This is a genomic window from Salinibacter pepae, from assembly GCF_947077775.1.
Classification (GTDB): domain Bacteria; phylum Bacteroidota; class Rhodothermia; order Rhodothermales; family Salinibacteraceae; genus Salinibacter; species Salinibacter pepae.
On the sequence record NZ_CAMTTE010000001.1, the window covers coordinates 432,074 to 454,208 of the forward strand.

Consider the following 22,135-nt stretch of genomic DNA (forward strand, 5'->3'; position numbering starts at 1 on the left):
GGAATTTCATTCCCCTCACATTCTCAATCGGCGCTCCGGAGCGGACTGGGGCACGCGCCTGCCCGCAGGTCAAGAGCAGGTGAGGGGAATGGCAGAAATCAGTTATTCCTGGGAATGCATTCCTGCTCCGGCGGGCTCGCCCGAACAAGCCCTCGGCTCGGTGAGTGCCTACGTTCACGACACTCCAGGCAAATGGGTGTCGGTCCCGTCCACGCTGTTGTTCTGCTCCACTTCGCCTCTGTGCCAAATCCCATCCGCGCCACCGTCGAGGGCATCGGGCGCCTCCTCGTGCATCTGCACCTCATCACGGCGTCGCGGGCGCAGCGCATTGCGGACCTGGCCTGGCCCCGCATCCTGACGGGCCTGGCGCGCATGTCGAAGGCGACCGCCGACGTGGCGATGGTGGGCGTGGCCGTGGGGCCGGCCGCCATTGCGGGCGTCGGCTACGGGGTGCCGTACTGGACCATGACGTACATGCTCGGCGGGGGCATCGCGGGCGGCACGATTAGCCTCGTCTCGCAGCGGTACGGGGCGGGGCGCGAAGGCGAGATCGATCGGGCGGTGAAGACGAGCATCGGGGCCGCGCTCCTGGTCACCCTCCCGCTGGTCGTCGTCTTCTGGACCCTGCCGGGGCCGCTCATCCGCCTCATCGGGACGGGCGAGGCGGCCATCCAGTACGGCACGCGGTACCTGCGCGTCGCGAGCCTGGCGATGCCGTTCGCGGCCCTCAACCTGATCGGCAGCCGCACCCTCATCGGGACCGACGACGCGTGGACGCCCATGATCGTGCGGGCCGGGGGCGCGGTGATCAACGTGGCCGTAAACGCGGTGCTCATCTTCATCTTCGACCTCGGCGTCGTGGGGGCGGCGCTCGGGACCGTGATCGGGAGCATCGGCAGTGTGGGCATCCTTGGGTGGGGGCTCACCGCCGGCCGCCTGCCCTTCGTGGGGGCCCTGCCGGTGCAGGTCGACTGGTCGGCGCCCTACTGGGATGCCGCCGACGCCCGTCACCTGGCCCGCATCTCGACGCCCCTGGCCCTGCGGAAGGTGGCGCAGAACGGCGGGCAGTTTCCCCTGCTCGCCATCGTGGGCCTCTACGGGCCCAACATGGTGGCCGCCTTTGTGGTTGCGCTTCGCGTGCGGGCCCTCATGAACACACCCGGCTGGGGCTTCGGGCTGGCCTCCAGCAGCCTCGTCGGCCAGTCGCTCGGCGCAGGCAACGAACAGGACGCCGACGGCTACGCCCGCGACACCCTCCGCTTCACCGTCGCGACCTACGCCCTGGTGGGGGCCGCCGTGTTCGTGGTGGCCGACCCGGTCAGTGCCCTCTTCGTGGACGACGGCGCCGTGCGGGCCACCACGACGGCCCTCATCCGGGCGGCCTGCGTGAGTGTGCTGCTCTGGGGGGTCATGAACGGCGCCCTGGGGCCGCTCCGCGCCAGCGGCGATACCACATGGCCCTTCTACGGCCAGCTGCTGGGGCTCTTCGTCTTCGCCCTCCCCCTCGCCTACCTCGGGGCCGTCACGTCGCTCGGCATCTGGGGGCTCTACGGCACCCTGTTCGCCGAGACGGCCGTGCCCGCCGCCGTCATTTACTACCGCTTCCGGACGCAGAAGTGGAAACGCATCAGCCGGCAAAACCGGGAGGCCGCGATGGGACAGGCGTCGTAACGCGCCACAAGCCAACCTCCGCCCTTCCTCAGAAACGGAGCGTGAAGACGGGCCCGTCACCCGCCGCGGAAGGACCGCCGGTCGCAACCTCCCCGATGGGATGTCGTCTACTCAGGCCCGTGCCCCCAAGCATTATCCACTACCTGATCATTTCCGACCGCCAGATCTGGCTTATCGCCGCCAGCCTCATCGCCGTCGACCTGCTCGTGTTCATGATCCCCATCGTTCCCGTACTGGCGGCGTACGTCCTCGTCGCACGCCCGTCCTGGTTTAAAGACTTTATCGACGAGGTGTACGACCAGCCGGGGCCTTAGCAAGGCCCATAGCTCGCCATTGGAAATTGCACTGCTGGATTTTTTATTGCAATAACAGAACCTCTTCGCCAGACCACGTTCCAATCTCTATACTCTCATGTCTCTGAACAACCACCGCGTCGCCGTTCTCCTCGATCGTTCATTTGAGGACCTCGAATTCTGGGTCCCCACGATGCGGCTCCGCGAAGAAGGCGCCGAGGTCGTGGTCGCCGGCCGGGAGGCCGACGCCTCGTTCACCGGCAAACACGGACTCACGGCCACGACGGACGTGGCCGCCGGCACGCTGGACCCCGACCGTCTGGACGGGGTCGTCGTCCCGGGCGGCTGGGCCCCCGACAAGCTCCGCCGCGACGACGGGGTGCAACACCTCATTCGCGAAATGGACGCCCGAGAAAAGATTGTGGCCCAAATCTGTCACGCCGGCCTCGTGGGCATCTCCGCCGGCATCGTGGACGGCCGCCGGGCCACCGGAAGCACGGGCATCAAGGACGACCTTGTAAACGCCGGGGCCGAGTGGGTGGACGAGGCGGCCTTCCAGGAGGACCACCTCGTCTGGGGACGCGTCGTGAAGGACATTCCGGCCTTCTGCCGGACCCTCGTGCAGGCCCTCCAAGACGCGTAGGCGGGCCGCTTCGGCGGCCTGCCGCCCCAATGCCTTCCCCCTGCCCCAACGACGAAAAGGGATGGCCGGGCCACCGGCCATCCCTTCAGAACCCCTTTAGGCAATTCGGATCGGCCTTCTTAGGCCCACCGAAAGCCAGGACTACGCCGCCACAATCTCGTCGTAGTTCTGGCCGACGGCGTCCCAGTCGACGACGTTCCACCACTCGTCGACGTAGGTGCCACGCTCGTTCTGGTAGTTGAGGTAGTAGGAGTGCTCCCACACGTCAATCCCGAGGATGGGCGTGTGTCCCTCCAACAGGGGGTTGTCCTGGTTGGGCGTGCTGGTCACGGTCACGTCGCCGTTGGGCTGCGCGACGAGCCATCCCCAGCCGCTGCCAAACTGCCCGGTCGCCGCGTCGGCAAAGGCGTCCTTGAAGTCCTCATAGGAGCCAAAGGCGTCGTGGATGGCGTCCGCCAGGTCTCCATCGGGCGTGCCGCCGCCGTCCGGGGACATGACGTTCCAGAAGAGGCGGTGGTTGTAAAAGCCGCCCCCGTTCTGGCGCACCGGCGTCTGAACGTCCGCCGGGAGCGTGTCGAGGCCAGCAAGGAGCTCTTCAATCGAGTGCTCCTGGAGGTCGTCGTGCCCCTCCAGCGCGTTGTTCAGCTTTCGCGTATAGCCGGCGTGGTGCTTGTCGTGGTGGATCCGCATCGTCTGCTCGTCGATGTGCGGCTCCAGGGCGTCGTAGTCGTACGGCAGGTCAGGAAGGTCAAAAGCCATAAGCCGTTGTCTAATTTGTTGGTGAATACGCCGAAGCTTTTCACTGTGCTATCGTTTGAACAAACGCCCTCATCTGGATCTTTGTTTTGGCTTCCCAGAGAGTTCGCCCGCCTCAACAATCTGGTCGTTTTCCGGAAAATCTCCTGTTGTCCGGGGCGTTCTCTTAGCCAAGAAGGGCCCGCAGGAGAACCGTTCCGGCCCACAGGAAAAAGACGGCGTAGAGGACCCCACTGGCCCGGTTCCACCACTTCGCAGCCCGTGCGCGGCCCCGCTGGGTCAGCACGCGGCCGTACGCCGTGCAGCCGCCGGCCCCCCCGAGCAGTCCCAGCCAGGCGGCGTTTCGGTACTGCCCGGCCAGAAGCATGACGCCAATCCCAAAGACGAGCCCGGCGTATAGCGCCGCGATGGCCGTCCAGTTGAGATTCGATTCCGAAGCGGGGGGCGAAGCAGACACAACGAGCAGCGTGCTACGGGAAAGAACGTGGGGCGGGGCCCCCGGAGGAGAGGCGTCCTACGCCCTCGATGGTTCCTCAACGATTTGTCGCGACGTTCCGTCCACGGCGAGTGCAAAGTCCGCCCCGAGGGCAGTGGCCGGCGTCTGGTACCCGGCGGGGGCGGTTCCGTCGAGGACCCGCTGGAGGGCCTCCACCGCGGACCGCGCCGTGAAGGTGTAGGCCTCCGGCCCGTGGAGCCGGGCGGTCGTGACGCCTCCCTCCCGCCCCCGTGCCGAGGCCCAGACCACGGTGCGGCCTTGCTGGCGCTCCTCGGCGGACGGGCCGGCACGGCCCTGCTCCACGAGCCGTTTTAGGAGTCGCTTCAGGGGGGGCCACGTCAAAATCCCCTGCACGTGCCGGCTGGCCCGGAGCAGCGACTGCACGAGGAGCGGCACGGCGATGTAGGCGGTGACGTTGGGCACGTCGGTCGAGACCCCGCTCGTCACGACGCTGCCCTCGGGGATGGACGTGACCCCGCGGCGCCGGTCCCCAAAGTCGACGTTCCGGCTCGTCCACCCCGGCGGCACGTCGTGCAGCCGCCCCTCCCGGCGCACCACTCCACCCCGCCCCATCTGCTCGATGAGCGTCTTGAGGGTGCCCTGCGACACCGTCCCTTCGGCGTACAGTGCCACCTCAAGGATGTCGGCGTCCGGGGTACGCTCCGCCACGAAGCGTGACAGACAGTCGCTCGGCACCACGTCGAACCCAATGCCGGGAAGCACCATGCAGCCCGCAGCCTCGGCGTCCGCGTCGCGGTCGGCCAGTTTTCGGAATACGTCCACCTCCCCAGTCAGGTCCAGGTAGTGCGTTCCGGTCTCCAGGCACGCAGCAACCATCGGCGGGGCCGTGCGGACGAAGGGCCCCGCACAGTGGAGGGCGACGGAGACATCGTCGAGGGCCGTCCGGAGCCGCTCCGGGTCCGACAGGGACACGGTTCGGGTCGGGAGATCCAGGGCCGTGCCCAGCTCCGTCAGACGGTCGGCGTTCCGGCCCGCCAGCACGGGCTGGAGCCCGCGTTCGACCGCCGCCCGGGCGATCAGCTGCCCCGTGTAGCCGTAGGCGCCGTAGATGAGTGCAGACATTTGTGGTCCTGGTCCGTGTTGAGAAGACAGTTCACGACATCGCGTCCGGTGCAACGGCCCGAAGCCCCAATTCCAAGGTCCGAAACTGCAGGTGCATCGCCGTCTTCAGCGGGACGGGACGGATGTCAAACGGCGCGAGCAGCTCGTCCACGTCTTCGCCCCGATCGAGCCGCGCCTTGATGTCCGGAAGGCGCTCCCGAAGGTTGAGGTACCGTGTGGGTTGGTGTCCGTCCCCCTCCTCACCGCGAACAAGAAACAGAGGGAGTTCCGTCACGAGCGAGAGCGGGTCGCCCCCCAGCGACGCGACAAACTCCATCGAGCTGTCGTGGAACCGCTCGGCCATCGCGGCATTGCTCTGGGCCTGGAAGTACGTCCGCATGGCGTCGCCGCGCGGGGTGGTCTGGAAGCCCGGCTCGACCCAGAAGAATCCCTTCTCCCCCTTCCGGTTGTGGTCGTGTAGGGGCAGACCTTTCGCCGCGGCGGCGCTCGCAAAGTCGTCCCGAAGCGACTGCGTGCGGAAGGTCCAGGGCCGGTTGATGAGCAGCATCGCCCCCTCCCCCGCCGACATGCCGTGCAGGCTGGCGTGAAGGTCGAACGGCCCGTGCTCCCGCAAAAAGGCCGAGACGTGCGCGTTCTCGGGGCGCATGTTCGGGAATCCGTACTCCAGGTCGCGCCCCGGGCTTTCCCGAACGGCCTCCGTCAGGTACGCCTCCAAATCCGGCCACGCCTCCATCCAGGCCCGGTTGCGCGCCTCCCCGTCCGGGTTCGTGTGCGGCACGACCACGAACTGGAAGCGCCGGAGCATCGATTCCATGTCGTCCCGCCGCGCCAGCCCGTTGATGAGAAAGGACCGAAGGGTTTCCGGCCCCACGGGCTCGTCCGCGTGGTTTCCGGCAATGAGGCTTACCGTGATCGGCCCGGTGCCCACCACCGCCCCGTATAGCATGGTGCCGCCCTCGCTTGGGCCCAGCTCAAGAACGGTCGCGACATCGGGGTGCTGTGCACAGGCTGACTCAATCGGAGAGCGGACCGTGCCGTGCGCCCGGAAGGTGGGGGCTTCGTCGACGAGGCTCGTTAACGCAAACGACATGCTGACGCGAACAAATCTATGAACGGCGGGACGATTTTGAGGCCGGGATGGGTTCTTGAACCAGCCGCCCTCACGTTCTTTTGCTGGAAAAATTGACTTCGAGTTTTGAAAATTATATAATGGATCTCAGATGGCAGACCATTCACATCTGGCGCCACGCCATCGTGGTGTGTGCATCGGACTGCGGATGCTCTGCCGCGCAGCATACGTTCTTTCGACTGACCTTTCAGCAGCACCATGGCAGAGCGCGAAACGGGAACCGTCAAGTGGTTCAGCAACGAGAAGGGCTACGGGTTCATCGTCGCTGAGGACCGAGACGAGGATCTGTTTGTCCACTACAGCGAGATTGATACGGAGGGCTTCAAGAGTCTCGACGAGGACGATCGGGTCGAATTTACGGTCGGGCACACCGACAAGGGGCCCAATGCCCAAGACGTGGTGGTCATCGGATAAGGGCTGTCTCCGCTCGTCCCATCCCGGAACGTGCGCCCCATTCCACGCGGGATGGGGCGTCTCTCTTGTGGGGTTAGGGCCGAAACCCGCCCACACGGAGTAGGCGATCGGTGTTGTACTTGGCATCTCGGTAGTAGACGAGCGCCGTGTAGGTACTGGCCCGTCGGGGTTGCGTTCGGCGCATCTCCTCCGCAAGGCTCGGGTCCGACGTTGAGTAGAAATACTGGTGGCGGCCCTGCTTGAGGAGGACGCGCCCCTCGTACCGCCTCTGCCGCGCGTTCCAGTCCATGGAGGTGCCCCGGGCCGGGTCCATCCCGCTAAAGCTTCCAGCCACTACCAGGGGGGCGCCGTAGGGCACCTCGCCGGCGGGCACGAAGGCGAAGGTGGTCTCCACGTACTCGGCAGTAATGCCCGGGTCCGCCTGGGCCGAGAAGGCGCCCCGGACGACCGTCTGTCCGTTAAGGGCCGGCCCCCTCGATGCCTCCGTGAAGCGGGCGTAGTCGGGATCCAAGAACACCCGGATGGGCGACGGGGTGCGTTCCACCCGGGCAATCTGGGCGGTCGACCGGAGTGTGCTGAGGTCGAGTCTGTACTCCGCCGTTGCGGGGGCGTAGGCCCGATCCCGCTCCAGTTCAAATTCCAGTTTGGGCTGGCGCACCAGTAGCGGACGGTCCTCGCACCGGGTGTCCGCGAGGCGGCCGTTCCGGACAAAGCAAACGGCGTGCCCGAACGGGTCGCCTCGGATCGCGGACGGCGGGGCGAAACGAGCACGCGGACGGACGGACGGCTGTTGCTGCCCCGGTACCGGAAGCCCCTCGGCGTCCAACTGAAGCCCCCCCTCCCCCTCCGTCACAAAGAACGGCTGTTCGAAGAGAACCGAGTCCCGGCGCCCCCGCTCGGTCACCCGCAGAACGTAATTGCCACTGATCCGGAACCGAATGTCGTCGTTGGGGAAGCGGTACCGGTAGTGCACGTACGGCACTTTCGTCCCCCGAGACGGGCGGTAGTCGACGAGGCGATCGTTCTGGAACGATTCCAGGGTCTGTCCCGGCGAGAGGTCTCGGCGCCACGTCCGGTCGGCATGCTGAAAATAGACGGAAAGCGGGCGCCCCTCCGCCGCCAGGAGATCGAACTCTAGGGTCAGGCCGTCCCCTCCCGTCATCGACGTGACCGGCAGGCTCTGCTCGTCGTCCCCCTGATACAACTGAACGGTACGGACCGAGGCGGACGGCGGGGCCAGTTCGGGCTGAACTGTTGCCGGGGCCGGAGCGGACGAGTCGGCCTGTTCCACCTCCTCCGTTGACTTGCACCCCATCGTTAAAGCGACCGCTAGGGCACAAACGAGGAGCCCGAACGCCCAACGGGAGACGACGCGCATGTTACCGATTGCGTGGCTCATTGTGGTTGGCGAAAGGGGCACTGTTACACCGAGACGTCTCCGTTGGGGATTTGCTTGACCCAACCAGCAGTCGAGAGGCATGGTTCGGAACCGGACGGCGAGGCCGACCGGCCCGGTTCGGGGTCCCCGAATCGACTGCCCGCCTCTCCCACCACGCAAAGACGGAGGCTCGTTCCTCATCTCCGAGCGCCCGGGCCCGGCGTGCCCCCCTGGCGGCCCATCGCCGCGCCGCCGCCATCGAGTCCGCCCGCAGGGCCGCCTTGGCCCCCCACGCCGCACGCTGCAGTTCCCATGCCCGGTGCCAGGCCCGCGGCCGGCCGGCGCGTACCGGCACACCCAGCCCCTCCCACAGGGGCAGTGCCCGGCGGTACCGCCGTGCGTCCATCCACCGGACCGCCCGCCAAGCCTGTACCTCGGCGTCCTGGGCCCTCGCCCCCGCCAGGCGGCGGGCCTGCGCGGCTGCGGAGCCTGCACTCGTGAGCCCCCGAACGGCGGCGGGACGGTCGGCGATCGCGTCCCGGAGGGCGAGGCGGGCCCGAAGGCCATGGGCGTAGTCCGGCGCCTGTGCCCGGGCTTGGGCGTACAGCGCCCGGGCCGTGTCCGGGGCCCGTCGCAGCACAGCCGCGTCGGCCCCTGCAACCTGGAGCGGGACCGTCCGGGCCGCCACCGAGAGCGTGTCGATCTGGCGCCACACGGCGTCCGGCCGTCCCTGGGCGAGCCGGTGGCGGGCCAACGCCGCGTGGGCCGCCGCGTACTGCGGCTGTGCGTCGAGGGCCTTTTTCAGGTGACGTACCATCTCGGTGGTGTCGCGGCGCCGCGCGGCCCGCTGCGCCGTCTGGTAGTCCCGCCGCGCCGGGGGCACATGGTGGGGACAGTCGGTCTCGAAGAGGGACGGGCGCGTAAACTGCCGGGCGACCACATCGTGGGCCGCCCGCGACACGGTGGACGCCCGACGAAGATGGGCCGCCCACTCGTTTGCAAGCGTGCCCAGCGACCGTCCGTACACGGTTTCAAAATTCCCCCAGGCGTAGACGCGCCTGAGCCGCGCCGCGCCGTACTGGTCGAGCAGGTACCGGACGAACGATCCCATCGTGGCGTACGAGACGGGTCCCCGGCTCGTCCAGAAGCCCCAGGGCGACAGCCGCTGTGCCACCGCCCCCGCCTCGGCGGCGAGCGTGGTGGTCGTGTCGGAATGGGCCGCGGTGCGGACGAGGTCATCGGGGGGCGGCCCCGGCGACGGCGGCTCCAGGGCCACCGCCCATCCTTCGATGAGTCCCGGTGCCCAGGAGGCCTGAAGCCCGGGCAAGCCGTAGGGACGACTGACGACGTGTGCCAGCTCGTGGCCCAGGCTCTGCGACACCCGATCGCGGAGCAGGTGCACCTGCGGGGTGTCGAGCCACACCGGCGTCACGCTCGTCGTGCGGGCGCCGGTGAGACGCCCTTTCGTGTCTGGGTTCGGGTAGATGTAGCTCTGGATTCGAGGGCGTTCCGCGTCGGCTTCCAGGCCCAGCCGGCGCCGCACCCAGTCGTACTCCGCCTCGTGGGCGGCGGCGAGGTCTGCGGCGGCGGCCGCGTCGACCTGCGTCGAATCGTAGTAGAGGTCAAAGTGGGGCGTCCGCGTGTGCCCGGCAAGGCGCTCTTGCAGGGAGGCCGCCGTCGTGTTGATCCCGAGGGCAGCGGAGAACGCATACCCTATCCCGAGGACAAGGACACACGCAAGAACGCCCCCCCAGGACCCGTGCCCCCGCACCCGATGCCCGAGGAGCACAGCCAGCAGGGCCCAGAGCAGCGTCAGGCCCCGAAAGGCAAAGAGCCCCGGGCGAACGGCCAGTTGCTCGTCGTAAATGGGGCCCAGCACGCCTCCGAAGACATGATTGTAGGTGTAGAACTGCGGATGCAGGCCCAGGTCGTAGAGCGGCCCGGCCACGACGAGAAGCGCTCCGAGGCCGCTCAGCACCCACCCCGGTCGCGACACCGGCAGTCCCCGAAGCAGATACGCCACCGCCACCGCGAACACGACCGTGATCCCCGGAAACAGGACGTAGAAAAGAAGTCCCTGTCCCAGGGTGCAATTCGGCGCCCAGGCCTGCGCAAGCAGGAGTACCGCGAGCGGGACGAGAAGGGCCGCCGCCTGGCGCCCCATCACCGGCCACACCGACATCGACGTGGCGTCGAACGCCCGAACGGCCGCCCCCCCGCTGATGAAATAGGCCGCCAGGGCCACCACCGCGGCGGACTCGGCCTGCAACACGTTGAGGAGAGGGATCGGGGCCAACAACAGGCCCAGCACAAGATACGCAGCGGCGGCGCGGCGCATTGACGCATCAACGACAGACAAAACGACAACGCTGGGAGCCTACAGGAGCGCAAACGACACCCCGACCGATATGGCCTCCCTGATCTGGATTGCGCTGGAGGTGTCCTCGTCGAAGAGCGCAACGAACTCCAGGTCCGTGGTAATCCAGTCGTTCACTTGGAGGTTGATGACATTGTCCCAGACGGCATCGGGGGGATTGTCGAGCTGGTTCACAGCAAAGAAAACGTCGAGTTGCGACCGGTACCGGATGCTTTCGGAAAGCTGCTGGTCCAGGTTTGCAGAAAACTGTCCTCCGGCCTCCGACCGCACCAGATTGTCCGGATCCACCCCGTAGAGGACCCGAAAGTCCGGTTCGGCCACGACCGTCTGCTTCGCGGCAACGCCCAACCGGAGCGAGAGCGGATCGAGTGGATCGTAGGTAAGACCGATCGACTCCGTGACGGTCCCCGGGGCAAAAAACGAGGAGGTCCGGACGGGAAGGTCCTCATCGCTCCGCGCCGCTTCATCGGGATACGGATTATCGGAGTACGCAAACCCAGGCGCAAATTGCGTCCGAAGGTCCCCGGCCAGGGTGGGACTGAACGTGTTGAAAAAGCCGTCCCCCTGATACTGCAAGTTGGCCTGCAGGCGGATCCGGTCCTCCGCCTTTCGGACCTCTTGGTCTTCCTGATTGATGTAGCCGAGGGCGAACCGTGCGCTGTACGCCTGTGCCCAGCGGTCCCCCTTCTGCTCGGTGGCCCCGTCCAGCGAGGTCGTAAACGACAGCGAGTTGACCCCTCCCTCCTGCCAGTTGCGATACGCGGCCTGCGAGACGGAAATCTTGCCGGTCAGTTCTGACTCCCACTCCGCATCGGCCGTATCGGAGGTCGGACTCTCTTGGGGATTGGGGAGCGAGGGCAGTCCCGGCTGGGCCGAAGCGGGGACTCCCACCAGGACGAGACAAAGGACTGCGAGGGCGCTAGAAATGAGATGATAGGGCATCGCGTCGGAAAGCTAGAAAAAAAATAAAACGAGACCAACCGGCAACACTACGACCAGCCGCCAGCAGTCAAGGCCACTCCGCAACGCAAAAAGCCCTTGCCGACAAAAAGCAAGGGCTTCTTCCGCGACGTGAAACGTCGGATCGGTGACCAATTCGCCCCACCTGTGCGCTCCAGAAGTGTGGCGGTCGGGGGGATCGGATTGGCCCCTGAGAAGCTAAAGCTCTTCGTTCTTAATGTCCTGGATTTCTTGCCGGATTTCGTGGGACAACTTCTTCAGCTTCATGAGGCTCTTCCGGGCGCGTGTGCCGGCGGCCTTGTTGCCCTTTTCGTAAAACTTCATCAGGTCCTCCTCGGCACCCTCAAGGGTTTCGGACAGCTCGCTGTAGCGTTCCTCAAATGTACTCATGCGATAACCTCAACAAATGTGAGCGTGAATGACTCGATTGTGCAGCAAGAACATAATGGCCCCCTCAGCCGCTGTCAAGCCGGATCTCGGCCGGAGTACGGTCCCGATTGCGTCCGCGTCTGATTTGTCAGAAGGTTCAATCGGTGGGCTCCTTCGGGGGGCGGCTACGGCCGGACCCGCGTCCCCGTGGGCGCACTGCCGCCAAACAACCCTTGCAGGTTCGTGACCCGGACCGGCACCTCCGTCTCCACCAGGCGGCGCACGGCGGCCGGCTCCGGAACCGGGTGGTCGCCCAGGGCCGTGCTCTCAATCTCCGACTGCACCCCGCCCGTCTCGTCGGGCACCCCCGCAACGTCGGCGGTCGTCAGCACGCAAATCTCCGGCTCAAACGCCTCCCCCAGCGCCCGCGCCAACGCCCGCACGGCCGCCTCCGTCCCCACTTCGTGCACGGTTCCGGTGTCCGAGGCCTCGACAAGGGCGGACACGACCGGAACGACGTGTTGCTTGAGAAGGGCCGATAGCCACCCCACATTGGCCGCCTGCAGGGAGGCATCGTCGCCCAGCCGAAACAGACCGCGATCCACGCCCTGAATTCCTACGGTGGAGACGACCTCGTCGGTGAGTGCCGCCACAATGTCCTGGTTGACCTCCCGCACGGCCCGCTCCACCAGCCGCCGCTGGTCTTCGGTCTCCACGTCAATTACTCCGCCGCTGCGCTCCGGGAAATAGCCCTGCGCCTCCAGGGTGCGTTCCACCTTCTCGCCGCTTCCGTGCACCAGAACGCAGGTCGGCGCGTCCGTCCCCGCATTGGACAAGTGCTGGGCCAACGATTTGAGGAAGAGCTCGTCCCCAAGGTGATGCCGATCAAGGTACACGAGATAGAGGGATTGCATGGGGCGAAGACCTGCAGTGGAGCGTCGAGAGAAGATGCGCGTCGGTACACTACCAATGCACGCGGCACCGGCACGATTCGTCCCCGCGGCGTCTGCCGGTCCGCGATGGGCGGGGGACTGGTGGGGGGAAGGCGCAGTCATTCCCCGTCGGGCCCTGCCACGCCCACAACAAAAAAGCACAGTGCCGGGCCGTCCCCGACACTGCGCAGTGTTGCTTCGTCCGTATGGCGACGCGCCGGTGCCTGGCGGTTAGTTGTCCTCCGGGTTGGGTGCCGCGGTGGACTCTTCGGGCGCCCCGTCGCCCCGGTCCACCGGCTCGGTCATGTCGTCGACCATCTCGTCGAGGTCGAGGTCATCGGTGTCGCCCGGTTCGCGGTCCACCGCGCGGGGGTCCTCGCCCTCTCCCTCAAACTGCGGGATGTGCTCCTGCGGGTGCGCTTTGCCCGCGTCGCGCCCCAGGGGGCTGCCCTCGTGGATGTAGAAGTCGTCGTTGGGCAGGGTGTCGCTGTGCGCACGGGCGGCCTCCGCGGCGTCTCGCATGCTCTCGTCCGCATTGTCGCGCATCCTGCCGAAGTTGCGGTGGATCTTGCGCCTGAACCACTCGAAGAGGTACTCGAACGCGGCACGGTCCCGCTCGAATTCCGGCCCGAACTCGCCGGAGCGAAGCTGGTCGTCCATCTTTGAGAGCGACGACGCGAGCGCGAAGAGGTAGATGGCATTGTCCGCCACACGGGCCTGCTGGGCCTGGTGCTTTACCACGTCCTCCCGTTCCCACTTGCTTACGAGCTTGAAGTAGTGGGAGTGCTTCTGGACCAGCGACGCAAGCGTGTCGGCCTGTTCCTGAAGGGCCGGGTGGACGCCGTTGATTTCGGGCGCACGCGGCTTCAGCCCGAGGAACAGTTGGGCCCCCATCGGCAGGGCCTTCTGGATCACCGCCGGCGTGGTTGCGGCCGTCAGGATGCGCGAGAGGTTGTCGCCGATCGACTCGTCCGAGTCCCACAGCAGCGCCTCTTGGATCGACACCATCTTCTCGGCGAGCTGCTTCCCGCCGTACGCGAAGATGAAGGACTGCATGACCTCATTGGAGCCCTCCACGATGCCGTGGATGCGGTTGTCGCGCCACGCCCGCTCCAGCTCGTGTTCGGTCATGTAGCCCTCCCCGCCCATGACCTGCAGCGCCTCGTCGATGACGTTCCACCCGAAGTCGGAGCAAAACACCTTGGTGATGGCCGTCTCTACCATAATGTCGTCCTCCCCCTGGTCGAGAAGCCCCGTCATCATGTAGAGCATGGCGTCCATCGCGTAGGTCACCGCCGACATGCGGGCGATCTTCTGCTTCACGAGCTCAAAATCCGCCAGGGGCCGCTCGAACTGGTAGCGCGTCTGGGCCCACTTGATGCCCTGATCCCGCGCCGCCTTGGCGGCGCCGGTGACGCCCGCACTGAGCGTGCACCGTCCGTAGTTGAGGCACGAGAGCGCGACCTTCAGGCCCGAGCCCTCCTCGTGGAGGACATTCTCCGCCGGCACGCGGACGTCGTTGAAGCGGAAACGGGCCTGCCACGTCCCGCGGATGCCGGTCTTCGCGCGGTTGTTCTCAAACACCTCCACCCCGTCCATGTCCGGCGTCACGATGAGCGCGTTCACGCCCTGCTGCTCCAGCTCGCCCGTCTCGGGGTTGGGCACCATGTTCTTGCACATAACGGTGCACAGCCCGCTCATGGCGCCCGAGGTGGACCACTTCTTCTCGCCATTCAGGATGTAGTCGCCGTCGTCCGTCTTCACGGAAAAGGACTCCTGCGCCGCCGCGTCGGACCCCACGTTCGGCTCCGACAAGCAGAAGGCACTCAGCTCCTCCCGGGCGACGAGGGGCAGGTATTTTTCCTTCTGCTCCTCCGTTCCGAACATCACGATCGCCTTGCAGCCGATCGACTGGTGCGCCGACACCATCACGGCCGTGGACGCGCAGTAGCGACCGATCATTTCCAGCACCCGGTTGTAGCTCGTGACCCCGAGCCCGAGCCCCCCGTATTCCTCCGGGATGATCATCCCCATTACACCCATGTCGAACAGCCGGTCGATCACCCACTCCGGAATGTACTGCTCCTGGTCGATCTCGACCCGCGGGTGTTCGTTCTCCAGGTACGCTTCGAGCTCCTCCAGCAGGGCATCACACCGCTCTCGCTCCTCGTCTCCTTCCTGGGGGTAGGGAAACAAGAGGTCGTCGCGGAGGCGCCCCCAGAAGGCGTTCTTGATAAACCCCATGTCCTCCGGCTCGGGGCCCATCATCGTCTCGATGTTCTCAATCATTTTCTGGTCCTCTTCGGAGACCCCTTTGATGTCACTGAGTCCTTGATCTGCCATGGTTGGTCGGAGTGGTTTGTGTGCGAGACGTGAAGGGCGTCGGCGGACGTCGGCCAACGATACCCAACGGGAGTCCGAAGCGACATTTCCCGGGCCCCATTGTGTCCGAGGGGCACTTTGAAAGGGCTTCCACTAAGGCTCAAAGCTAATAATTGTCTGTTTGCATTCGGTTCCTTCCACAGGCCCTCCCCAAATCGGAATTCTCAGGGCCTTTTTGGACCGGACGGGGGGGTTGCGTGCGCCCGACCAAACCGCTACGTTTGGACGGCACGTCCTCCCGATCAGTCTGGCAGATGCATGTCGACTTCCTTCTCCCGCCGCCTCCGCCGCCTTCAGTCCCAGAAAGAGACGGCCGTCTGCGTGGGGCTCGACCCCGTCCCCGCGCGGTTTCCGCCCTCTCTCCAAGACGGCCGGCTCCGCACGGACGCCGTACGCGCCTTCTGCACGACCATCGTGGAGGCGACCGCCCCCTACGCCTGCGCGTTCAAGCCCAACTTCGCGTTCTTCGAGGCCTTGGGCCCGGCGGGCCTGACCGTCCTGGACCAGGTGGTGACGACAATCCCCGACGACTGCTTGGTGCTGGGCGACGCCAAGCGCGGCGACATCGGCCACTCGGCCCGCCACTACGCCGCGTCGATCTACGAGGAGCTGGGGCTGGACGCCTGCACCGTCTCGCCGTACCTAGGCCGGGACAGTGCGATGCCCTTTCTGGAGCACGAGGGCACCTGCACGTTCGTCCTCGCCCGCACTTCCAACGACGGGGCCGCCGACCTGCAGGAGGCCTGCACCTGCGACGGCACCCCCCTCTACCGGCACGTGGCGCGGCGGGTGCAGGCGTGGAATGCGGACGCCCCCGGGGATGCCGGCCTCGTGGTCGGTGCGACGGCCCCAGCGGCGCTGCAGGACCTCCGGTCTCTGTGCCCGTCCCTTCCGTTCTTGGTCCCGGGCGTCGGGGCGCAGGGGGGCGATGCGGCGGCCGTCATGGACGCGGCGGCGACCGACGACGGACCTGTACTCGTCAATTCGAGCCGCAGCATCCTCTACGCCTCCGAGGGGCCCAACTATGCCGACGCCGCCGCCGATGCCGCGCGCGCGCTCCGCGACGCCCTCAACGGCGGAGCGTCCTCTAGTCGAGGTGCTGCGTCGCCGCCTGCGTGACCAGCATGCCCTTTGCCCCCGTCAGATCGAGGGGAAACGGCTGGTCCGCCCCCTCCACGTCCGTTCCCGGAATGCCGCAGCGCGCGTTGGAGGCATCGACCCCGTGGTTCGTCTTAAGGAGCAGCGCCGTAGTGGCGGGGTCGGAGGCGTCGGCGGCCTCCACCGCGGCCATGAACCGTGCCTGCGCGTCCCGCCAGTCGGCAAGCGCCTGGCCCACGGGCTTCAGGGCCGCCGGGTCGGCCGGGGCGTCGTCCGTCGCGTCGGCGTCGTCCAGGGCGCCCACGAGGGCCGCCCGGGCGTCGTCGCACGCCTGGACGGCCGCTTTGATTTCGTCGATAGACTCGTCGGGGAGCATGGGCAAAGGGTGTTGGGAGCAGTGACGATTAGGCGTTGGGGGCCCCGTCCACGGAGGCGGGGACGGCCAAAACCGGGCACGGGGCGGTGCGCAGAACACGTTCCGTATTGCCGCCCAGAACGAACCGGTCGATGCCGGTCAGCCCGCGCGTGGCCATCACGATCAGGTCTGCCTCGCGGGCGTCCGCAACGTCAACAATGGTTTGTGCAACCCCGCCCGCCTCCACGTGACAGGCGGTGGGCACCCCCGGTCCGCCCACGGACGCGTTCAATTCATCGAGGGCCTCCTCCGCGTTGGCCACAATCTCCGGATCCATCTCCACAACGCTTACCCCCGGAATGCCCGTGTCACTGAAGGTGGGCTGCACGCGCGTCTCGGCGACGAACAGAAGGTGCTGTGTCGCCCCGCACCGCGAGGCCACCTCTTTGGACCGGCGCAGCGCCGTCTTCGAGTGATCCGAAAAGTCAATGGGCGCCAGGACGTTGTCGTACGCTACCGGCGGCGTCGCTCCGTTTTCCCCCCGCCGGACCGTGAGGACCGGGACCACCTCGCGCCGCACGAGCCGGTTGGCGACACTGCCCAGCACGAGGCGCCCAAGCCCCCGGCGGCCGTGCGTGCCCATCACCACGAGGTCGATTTCGGAATCGAGCACGTATTCCTCGATCGCACCGGCCACGCTTCCGTCCGGGTCCTGGGCGACGGCCGTATGCACCTCCTGCGACGCCCTCTCGGGGGCGAGCTCCGCGAGTTGGGCTCGGGCACTCGCCTCCGCCTCTTCGCGCAGCCGATCGGTGTGCGCCTCCGCAGTGCCCAGCCCGTACAGGTCGGTGTTGGTCTGGTGCACGACGTGAAGCAGGTGAAGGGGGGCCCCGAACCGATCGGCCAGCGACACGGCGTGGGCCAGCGCGGCCTCGGCACTGGGCGAAAAGTCTGTCGGAACCAGGATGCGGTGGGCCATCACAACGCAAGGGGGATTAGGAGTCGTCGGACGCCGGGAGCAGTGATTTCCCGAAGGACGGGACGGTGAACACAGGAACAGGGGCGCGGCGCAACACCCGCTCCGCCACACTTCCCAGTAGCATCCGCTCGAGGCCCGTTCGGCCGTGGGTGGCAATTACCACGAGGTCTACCTCGTTCGTCTCGGCGTAATCCAGAATGGTGGACGGGGCGTATCCGACTTTGGCCTCGACGGTGGCGTGCTCGTACCCGACCTCGGCCTGGACGAGCTCGGCGAGGCTTCCTTCTACCCGTTCGATGACCTGCGGCCCCGGCAGATTGGCGGGCTCCACCCCGTAGGCGGACGGGTAGACCACTTCCTCCACCGCGTGAAGCAGCGTGATCTGTGCCCCGTAGGTCAGGGCCAGCTCCTTCGCGTGCCGGAGCGCCTCCAGCGAGGCGTCCGAGAAGTCCACGGGCACGAGGATGTTGCGCACGGCCCAGGCCGGGGCCCTGTCCGCCGCCCCCCGCACCGTGAGAACCGGACAGGGGGCCGTGCGGAGCACCTCCTCGGCCACGCTGCCAATAAGCAGGCGTTGGAGGCCGCGTCGCCCGCGCGTGCCCGCCACGACAAGGTCAATCTCCTGCTCCTCGACGTACCCTACGATCGCCTCGGGCGGCGACCGATGCTCCCGCTGCTCCTGCACGAGTGTGAGGGCGTCCAGGTCAACGTGCGGCGGAGGGTCCCCGTCCCCCGACAGAAGCGCGGACAGGGTGGACGTGGGAATCGGGATGTCGGCCTCCGACGCGTTTCCCGATCGGCCCTCCGTCACGTGGAGCACGTGTAGCTCCGCTTCGTGCCAGGACGCGAGGGCCGCGGCATGTGGGAACGCCCGGTCGGCCCCTTTCGAAAAGTCGGTTGGCCAGAGAATTCGGCGGATGGAGAGCATCACGGCCCGCTGTGTTTGGGAGGGTTGACTCTTTAGAATGTAAAGAAGCTCTTTCAGAATGTGAAGGCCACGTCTGGTAGCGGGCCGCCATTGACGGGGCACTCCGTGCAGCCGGCCGATGCCCTGCCGAGAAGAGAAACTTTTTATCGGACAATCAATTGATCTCCAAAACAAACGGTTCACCATGACGACCACCAACCCAGACCGCCTTCATGCGTGGAGTTAGCTTCAAGCCGCAGGACGCCGAAGACTTTTCGACGGGCGAGATCAAGTCGTACGGTGGCATTTACGCCGCCACGGCCGAGGACTTTGCCGGGGCCTTCGAGATGAAATCCGAGGACTTCATTGAGGTGGTCCAGTCCTCGGACGTGGAGCCGCTTACCGAAGTGGGGGAGGACAAGGAGCCCGGAAAGTACAGCCTCTCGTTTGAACGAGACGAGTTTGAAAAGCTGACGGATCTTCTTCTGGAGCGGACGGAGGAGTAACGCCTCCCCCGCTTGCGTCTGGATGGCCCCGCTCGGAGCCGCCCCCGGCTCAGGGCGGGCTTCTTTATTGGACTGGGTGCCCCTTGGCGCACCCAGAGCGGGCTGGTTACGCCGCAGACGGGGCCGGCTCGGCCTCGTCGACCTGCGTGCCCACCAACACCGCGGCCCCCACCGCGAGCAGGCTGCCAATCCCAAACGGCACGATGAACCCGAACGATACGAAGAAGCCCGCCATCAGCTGGCCGGATGAGATGCCCAGCCCAAACGCCACGGTCAGGACGGCCAGCTGTGCCCCGGACTGTCCCTGCTCGGTGTGGTCGCCCGCCAGGGCCAGCGCCGGGGCAAACACCAGTGCGCCCGCCCCGCCCTGTAGCATCCGCACCACGATCATCTGCCAGGGCGCTTCGACGACGCCCTGTAGCAGCGTGGTGGGGACGAGTCCCATCAGCCCGAGCACGATGAACCACTTGCGCCCCATCCGGTCGCTGGCCCGTCCCACCACGGGCTGCAGGGCCGCGAGGGCCGCGATGAGGGCCACGAACTCGACCGCAAACAGGAACGGCCCCTGCCCCAGCCGGGCATTCACCTCCGGCTCGATGGCGGACAGCAGCGCCATGCAGCTTGCCATGATGAGGGTCGCGACCCCCAACGCGAAGATGGTGTCGAGCCGCCATCCCGATCCCGACCGGTCCCAGACCCGGAGGGCCAGGCGCCGCTCCGTGGGGGCCGTGCCCTCGGGATCCTGCACGAGCACCCCCACGAGGCCGGTTCCCAGAAAGGCCGTGGCCGCGGCCACGGCGAACGTCGCCTCGAACCCCGTCACCTCCGCCCCGCCCGGCATCGCGAACGGCCCCATCTCAAGGAGCACGCTCGCCAAGAGGGGACCGGCCCCGAAGCCGATGAGGCGGAAGGAGTTGTACACGCCCATGTTGCCGCCCCGGCTGCCCGCGTCGCTCAGCTCGTTGACGATGGCCAGGCTCGCCGTGATCGTGAAGGCCGCCGCGAGGCCCTGGACCACCCGCAGCACGAAGAGGTGCCAGTAGGCCGTGGCCGCGGCGAACGCCAGGTTGATGGCCCCGAGGACCACGAGCCCACCGATCACGAAGACCTTTCGGCGGCCGGCCCGATCGGACAGGCGCCCGGCCAGCGGCTGTGCGATGCTGCTCGCGATGCCAAACAGTGCCAGCACGACGCCCGCGACCATCGAGGCGGGAACGCCAAAGATGCGCCCCCCGACCGCCTCGCTCGCCACGTAGAGCGGCAGCACGATGATGAGAAACGAGTTGCCCACGGCGTCCGCCATGCGGGCCAGGGCAAGCGCAAGCACGCGCCGATCAACCCCGAAAAGCTGCCCCCCAGAAGACGTACGGTCGTCCATGTTCGGCTCGAAGACGCGAGAGGAAGTGGCGGGGGCGGCCTGCTACGAGTGGACCCGCTTGAGGGCACGGCGCTGGGTTTCCAGGGTCGTCTCCAGCTCGTCCTCGCCGTGGCACGTGCCGTAGAACATCGCCTCGAACTGGGACGGGGGAAGATAAATCCCCTCCTCCAGCATGGCGTGGAAGTAGGCGGCATAGGCCTCCGTGTCCGCGGTCTGGGCCGTGTCCTGGTCTACCACCTCCGCGTCCGTGAAGAAGAGGCTCCCCATCGCCCCCACCTGATGCGTCGTGTAGTCCAGCCCCAGCGCGTCGAGGTTGTGCTTCGTGCCCGTCTGCAGGGCCTCCGCGTAGTCCTCTAGCTGGTCGTAGATGCGATCCTTCTCCGCGGCAATTTTTGAGAGGATGGCGTGCCCGGCCCGCATGGCCAGGGGGTTGCCGCTCAGGGTCCCGGCCTGGTAGACCGGCCCCGTCGGGGCCACGTAGTCCATGATCTCCTGCCTGCCGCCGTACGCCCCGACCGGCAGCCCGCCGCCGATGATCTTGCCCAGGCAGGTCAGGTCCGGAATCACGCCGTAGCGCTCCTGGGCGCCGCCCGGCGCCACCCGAAAGCCCGTCATGACCTCGTCGAAGACGAGCACGATGTCGTGGGCATCGCACAGCTCCCGCAGCCCCTCCAGGAATCCGGGCTCCGGCGGGATGCAGCCCATGTTGCCGGCGATCGGTTCCACGATGATGCAGGCCACTTCCCCCTGATTGGCCTCCACGAGCCGCTGGACGTGACGCAGGTCGTTGTACTGGGCCAGCAGCGTGTCTTTTGCGTTGCCGTCGGTCACGCCGGGCGAGTCGGGCTTGCCGAGGGTCATCGCCCCACTGCCGGCGGAAATCAGGAAGAAGTCGCCGTGGCCGTGGTAGTTGCCCTCAAACTTGATGATCTTATCGCGGCCCGTGTACCCTCGCGCCAGTCGGGCGGCACTCATGGTCGCCTCCGTGCCCGAGTTCACCATCCGCACCTTCTCGACGGACGGGACGAGGTCGCAGACCAGGTCGGCCACCTCGATCTCAATCTCGGTGGGGGCTCCGAAGGAGGTGGACGCCTCGGCCTGATCCTTGACCGCCTCCACCACGTCTGGGTGGGAGTGCCCAAAAATCATCGGGCCCCAGGAGCCGACGTAGTCGAGGTACTCATTCGCGTCGGCGTCCTCCAGGTACGCCCCCTCGGCGCGTTCGATGAAAAGCGGGGTGCCCCCCACGCTGTCGAAGGCACGGGCGGGGGAGTTCACGCCGCCCGGGATGGAGTGCTGAGCACGCTCGTAGAACCGGCGGCTGGTCCGCAGGTCAACGTCGGAGGGAGCAACTTCCATGGCATCGGTGGCGTGGTCGGTCAAACAGTGACGAGCAGGGGGGAGTCGTCGTGGGCCTGTGGCGCAGCGTCTCGGCCGCGCTCATTCGGGGGTCGGCCGCTTTACGTGTCGGTAGAGGGCGTGAACCCGAACCTCTCCGTTTTCTTCGACGCGAGATGGGGCTCGGGACTCCACCAGTGCTATATCCAAAGCCCCGGCGTCGAGGTCCGCCGGTGCAAAACGAGTTACAGTGTCGTCGTGGGACGCCCCGTCGGGGCCATCCGTCGTCGCCGGAACGGTGAGATACACCCATCCGCCGGGCGCCAGCAAATTCTGGCTCTTGTTCAGGAGCGTTGCGAGGTCGGCCGGCGAGTCGACCAGGGCCTCCGTCCGGTCGGCAATGACCCAGTCGAAGGTCGCCTCCAGCTCGTCGAGCCCCTGTAGGGAGAGCTGCTGGACGCACGTCTCTGCGGTCTCCGCATCGACCAGATCGCGAACGACGGCCTGCGTGTCCTGCACCGCGTCCGGCCGGGGGTCGCAGGCGTGGACGGGAAACCCGAGGCGCAGAAGGGCCTCGGTGTGGTCCCCCGCCCCACATCCCAGGTCCAGAATGGGACTGGAGACGGGAACGGGTGCCAGGGTGCGCAACAATTCGTCGGACGGCGAAAGGCTCATCGTCGGCGAGCAGGTG

General features: G+C 66.9%; 22 protein-coding genes. 6 read left to right on the forward strand and 16 right to left on the reverse strand.

Annotated features, from left to right (window positions below; translation table 11 throughout):
- Positions 1–192: 192 nt before the first annotated feature.
- The 3 genes from OJA40_RS01910 (at position 193) to OJA40_RS01920 (ending at position 2,607) form a co-directional block, all read left to right on the forward strand.
- Complete coding sequence (locus OJA40_RS01910; RefSeq protein ID WP_263809855.1) at positions 193–1,671, forward strand: MATE family efflux transporter; 1,479 nt, start codon at positions 193–195, stop codon at positions 1,669–1,671.
- Between the two features lie 119 nt (positions 1,672–1,790).
- Positions 1,791–1,985: a hypothetical protein gene (locus tag OJA40_RS01915; protein ID WP_208425164.1), complete on the forward strand. Its 195-nt coding sequence runs from the start codon at positions 1,791–1,793 to the stop codon at positions 1,983–1,985.
- Positions 1,986–2,082: 97 nt separating this feature from the next.
- On the forward strand, positions 2,083–2,607 hold the full coding sequence (locus OJA40_RS01920) for a type 1 glutamine amidotransferase domain-containing protein (protein ID WP_208425165.1): 525 nt from the start codon (positions 2,083–2,085) through the stop codon (positions 2,605–2,607).
- Positions 2,608–2,748: 141 nt separating this feature from the next.
- Here OJA40_RS01920 and OJA40_RS01925 read toward each other — a convergent pair whose 3' ends face one another.
- The 4 genes from OJA40_RS01925 to OJA40_RS01940 form a co-directional block, all read right to left on the reverse strand.
- The gene (locus tag OJA40_RS01925) at positions 2,749–3,366 is read right to left on the reverse strand and encodes a superoxide dismutase (protein ID WP_208425166.1); all 618 of its coding nucleotides are present in this window, start codon (positions 3,364–3,366) and stop codon (positions 2,749–2,751) included.
- 163 nt (positions 3,367–3,529) lie between these two features.
- A complete protein-coding gene (locus OJA40_RS01930) occupies positions 3,530–3,820 on the reverse strand; it encodes a hypothetical protein (protein ID WP_208425167.1) in 291 nt (96 codons plus the stop codon).
- A 57-nt stretch (positions 3,821–3,877) separates the two neighbouring features.
- A complete protein-coding gene (locus tag OJA40_RS01935) occupies positions 3,878–4,942 on the reverse strand; it encodes a saccharopine dehydrogenase family protein (protein ID WP_208425168.1) in 1,065 nt (354 codons plus the stop codon).
- A 31-nt stretch (positions 4,943–4,973) separates the two neighbouring features.
- Positions 4,974–6,032: a M14 family zinc carboxypeptidase gene (locus tag OJA40_RS01940; RefSeq protein WP_208425169.1), complete on the reverse strand. Its 1,059-nt coding sequence runs from the start codon at positions 6,030–6,032 to the stop codon at positions 4,974–4,976.
- A 237-nt stretch (positions 6,033–6,269) separates the two neighbouring features.
- Here OJA40_RS01940 and OJA40_RS01945 point away from each other — a divergent pair, with 237 nt between their 5' ends.
- A complete protein-coding gene (locus OJA40_RS01945) occupies positions 6,270–6,485 on the forward strand; it encodes a cold-shock protein (protein WP_011404471.1) in 216 nt (71 codons plus the stop codon).
- A 73-nt stretch (positions 6,486–6,558) separates the two neighbouring features.
- Here the strand turns inward: OJA40_RS01945 and OJA40_RS01950 are convergent, their stop codons facing one another.
- The 6 genes from OJA40_RS01950 to OJA40_RS01975 all read right to left on the reverse strand — a co-directional run bounded on the left by OJA40_RS01950 (position 6,559) and on the right by OJA40_RS01975 (position 14,844).
- Positions 6,559–7,863, reverse strand: coding sequence for a type IX secretion system plug protein (locus OJA40_RS01950; protein WP_263809856.1), 1,305 nt, complete (start codon positions 7,861–7,863; stop codon positions 6,559–6,561).
- Position 7,864: 1 nt separating this feature from the next.
- The gene (locus OJA40_RS01955; RefSeq protein WP_208425170.1) at positions 7,865–10,201 is read right to left on the reverse strand and encodes a serine/threonine-protein kinase; all 2,337 of its coding nucleotides are present in this window, start codon (positions 10,199–10,201) and stop codon (positions 7,865–7,867) included.
- 39 nt (positions 10,202–10,240) lie between these two features.
- The gene (locus tag OJA40_RS01960; RefSeq protein ID WP_263809857.1) at positions 10,241–11,131 is read right to left on the reverse strand and encodes a DUF3078 domain-containing protein; all 891 of its coding nucleotides are present in this window, start codon (positions 11,129–11,131) and stop codon (positions 10,241–10,243) included.
- 267 nt (positions 11,132–11,398) lie between these two features.
- Positions 11,399–11,590, reverse strand: coding sequence for a histone H1 (locus OJA40_RS01965; protein ID WP_011404475.1), 192 nt, complete (start codon positions 11,588–11,590; stop codon positions 11,399–11,401).
- A gap of 164 nt (positions 11,591–11,754) precedes the next feature.
- Positions 11,755–12,483 carry an amino acid kinase family protein gene (locus tag OJA40_RS01970; protein WP_208425172.1) on the reverse strand — a complete coding sequence of 243 codons (729 nt, stop codon included), beginning with the start codon at positions 12,481–12,483 and terminating at the stop codon, positions 11,755–11,757.
- A 249-nt stretch (positions 12,484–12,732) separates the two neighbouring features.
- Complete coding sequence (locus OJA40_RS01975; protein ID WP_208425173.1) at positions 12,733–14,844, reverse strand: acyl-CoA dehydrogenase family protein; 2,112 nt, start codon at positions 14,842–14,844, stop codon at positions 12,733–12,735.
- A gap of 297 nt (positions 14,845–15,141) precedes the next feature.
- Between OJA40_RS01975 and pyrF the strand changes: the two genes are divergently transcribed.
- On the forward strand, positions 15,142–16,002 hold the full coding sequence (gene pyrF / locus OJA40_RS01980; RefSeq protein ID WP_208425174.1) for an orotidine-5'-phosphate decarboxylase: 861 nt from the start codon (positions 15,142–15,144) through the stop codon (positions 16,000–16,002).
- Here pyrF and OJA40_RS01985 read toward each other — a convergent pair.
- Genes OJA40_RS01985 through OJA40_RS01995 form a run of 3 tightly spaced genes read right to left on the reverse strand, consistent with a single transcriptional unit; the run spans position 15,971 to position 18,243 of the window.
- Positions 15,971–16,357 carry a hypothetical protein gene (locus OJA40_RS01985; protein ID WP_208425175.1) on the reverse strand — a complete coding sequence of 129 codons (387 nt, stop codon included), beginning with the start codon at positions 16,355–16,357 and terminating at the stop codon, positions 15,971–15,973. The two genes, pyrF and OJA40_RS01985, sit on opposite strands and share 32 nt — an antisense overlap.
- A gap of 28 nt (positions 16,358–16,385) precedes the next feature.
- Complete coding sequence (locus OJA40_RS01990) at positions 16,386–17,315, reverse strand: universal stress protein (protein WP_208425176.1); 930 nt, start codon at positions 17,313–17,315, stop codon at positions 16,386–16,388.
- A gap of 16 nt (positions 17,316–17,331) precedes the next feature.
- Entirely contained in the window at positions 17,332–18,243 is a 912-nt protein-coding gene (locus OJA40_RS01995; RefSeq protein ID WP_208425191.1) for a universal stress protein, read from the reverse strand.
- A 212-nt stretch (positions 18,244–18,455) separates the two neighbouring features.
- Between OJA40_RS01995 and OJA40_RS02000 the strand changes: the two genes are divergently transcribed.
- The gene (locus OJA40_RS02000) at positions 18,456–18,728 is read left to right on the forward strand and encodes a hypothetical protein (protein WP_208425177.1); all 273 of its coding nucleotides are present in this window, start codon (positions 18,456–18,458) and stop codon (positions 18,726–18,728) included.
- Positions 18,729–18,834: 106 nt separating this feature from the next.
- On the opposite strand, the gene OJA40_RS02005 is transcribed toward OJA40_RS02000, so the two are convergent.
- The 3 genes from OJA40_RS02005 to OJA40_RS02015 all read right to left on the reverse strand — a co-directional run bounded on the left by OJA40_RS02005 (position 18,835) and on the right by OJA40_RS02015 (position 22,119).
- Entirely contained in the window at positions 18,835–20,106 is a 1,272-nt protein-coding gene (locus OJA40_RS02005; RefSeq protein ID WP_208425178.1) for an MFS transporter, read from the reverse strand.
- Positions 20,107–20,148: 42 nt separating this feature from the next.
- Positions 20,149–21,465: a glutamate-1-semialdehyde 2,1-aminomutase gene (hemL, locus tag OJA40_RS02010; protein WP_208425179.1), complete on the reverse strand. Its 1,317-nt coding sequence runs from the start codon at positions 21,463–21,465 to the stop codon at positions 20,149–20,151.
- Between the two features lie 81 nt (positions 21,466–21,546).
- Positions 21,547–22,119, reverse strand: a complete 573-nt coding sequence (locus OJA40_RS02015) for a class I SAM-dependent methyltransferase (protein WP_208425180.1) — start codon at positions 22,117–22,119, stop codon at positions 21,547–21,549.
- Positions 22,120–22,135 lie beyond the last annotated feature (16 nt).

Coding starts and splice junctions, on each gene's coding strand:
- OJA40_RS01910 (WP_263809855.1), top strand. CDS start 193: ATGGGTGTCGGTCCCGTCCACGCTGTTGTTCTGCTCCACTTCGCCTCT.
- OJA40_RS01920 (WP_208425165.1), top strand. CDS start 2,083: ATGTCTCTGAACAACCACCGCGTCGCCGTTCTCCTCGATCGTTCATTT.
- OJA40_RS01925 (WP_208425166.1), bottom strand. CDS start 3,366: ATGGCTTTTGACCTTCCTGACCTGCCGTACGACTACGACGCCCTGGAG.
- OJA40_RS01935 (WP_208425168.1), bottom strand. CDS start 4,942: ATGTCTGCACTCATCTACGGCGCCTACGGCTACACGGGGCAGCTGATC.
- OJA40_RS01940 (WP_208425169.1), bottom strand. CDS start 6,032: ATGTCGTTTGCGTTAACGAGCCTCGTCGACGAAGCCCCCACCTTCCGG.
- OJA40_RS01945 (WP_011404471.1), top strand. CDS start 6,270: ATGGCAGAGCGCGAAACGGGAACCGTCAAGTGGTTCAGCAACGAGAAG.
- OJA40_RS01950 (WP_263809856.1), bottom strand. CDS start 7,863: ATGCGCGTCGTCTCCCGTTGGGCGTTCGGGCTCCTCGTTTGTGCCCTA.
- OJA40_RS01955 (WP_208425170.1), bottom strand. CDS start 10,201: ATGCGCCGCGCCGCCGCTGCGTATCTTGTGCTGGGCCTGTTGTTGGCC.
- OJA40_RS01965 (WP_011404475.1), bottom strand. CDS start 11,590: ATGAGTACATTTGAGGAACGCTACAGCGAGCTGTCCGAAACCCTTGAG.
- OJA40_RS01970 (WP_208425172.1), bottom strand. CDS start 12,483: ATGCAATCCCTCTATCTCGTGTACCTTGATCGGCATCACCTTGGGGAC.
- OJA40_RS01975 (WP_208425173.1), bottom strand. CDS start 14,844: ATGGCAGATCAAGGACTCAGTGACATCAAAGGGGTCTCCGAAGAGGAC.
- pyrF (WP_208425174.1), top strand. CDS start 15,142: ATGTCGACTTCCTTCTCCCGCCGCCTCCGCCGCCTTCAGTCCCAGAAA.
- OJA40_RS01985 (WP_208425175.1), bottom strand. CDS start 16,357: ATGCTCCCCGACGAGTCTATCGACGAAATCAAAGCGGCCGTCCAGGCG.
- OJA40_RS01990 (WP_208425176.1), bottom strand. CDS start 17,315: ATGGCCCACCGCATCCTGGTTCCGACAGACTTTTCGCCCAGTGCCGAG.
- OJA40_RS01995 (WP_208425191.1), bottom strand. CDS start 18,243: ATGCTCTCCATCCGCCGAATTCTCTGGCCAACCGACTTTTCGAAAGGG.
- OJA40_RS02000 (WP_208425177.1), top strand. CDS start 18,456: ATGCGTGGAGTTAGCTTCAAGCCGCAGGACGCCGAAGACTTTTCGACG.
- OJA40_RS02005 (WP_208425178.1), bottom strand. CDS start 20,106: ATGGACGACCGTACGTCTTCTGGGGGGCAGCTTTTCGGGGTTGATCGG.
- hemL (WP_208425179.1), bottom strand. CDS start 21,465: ATGGAAGTTGCTCCCTCCGACGTTGACCTGCGGACCAGCCGCCGGTTC.
- OJA40_RS02015 (WP_208425180.1), bottom strand. CDS start 22,119: ATGAGCCTTTCGCCGTCCGACGAATTGTTGCGCACCCTGGCACCCGTT.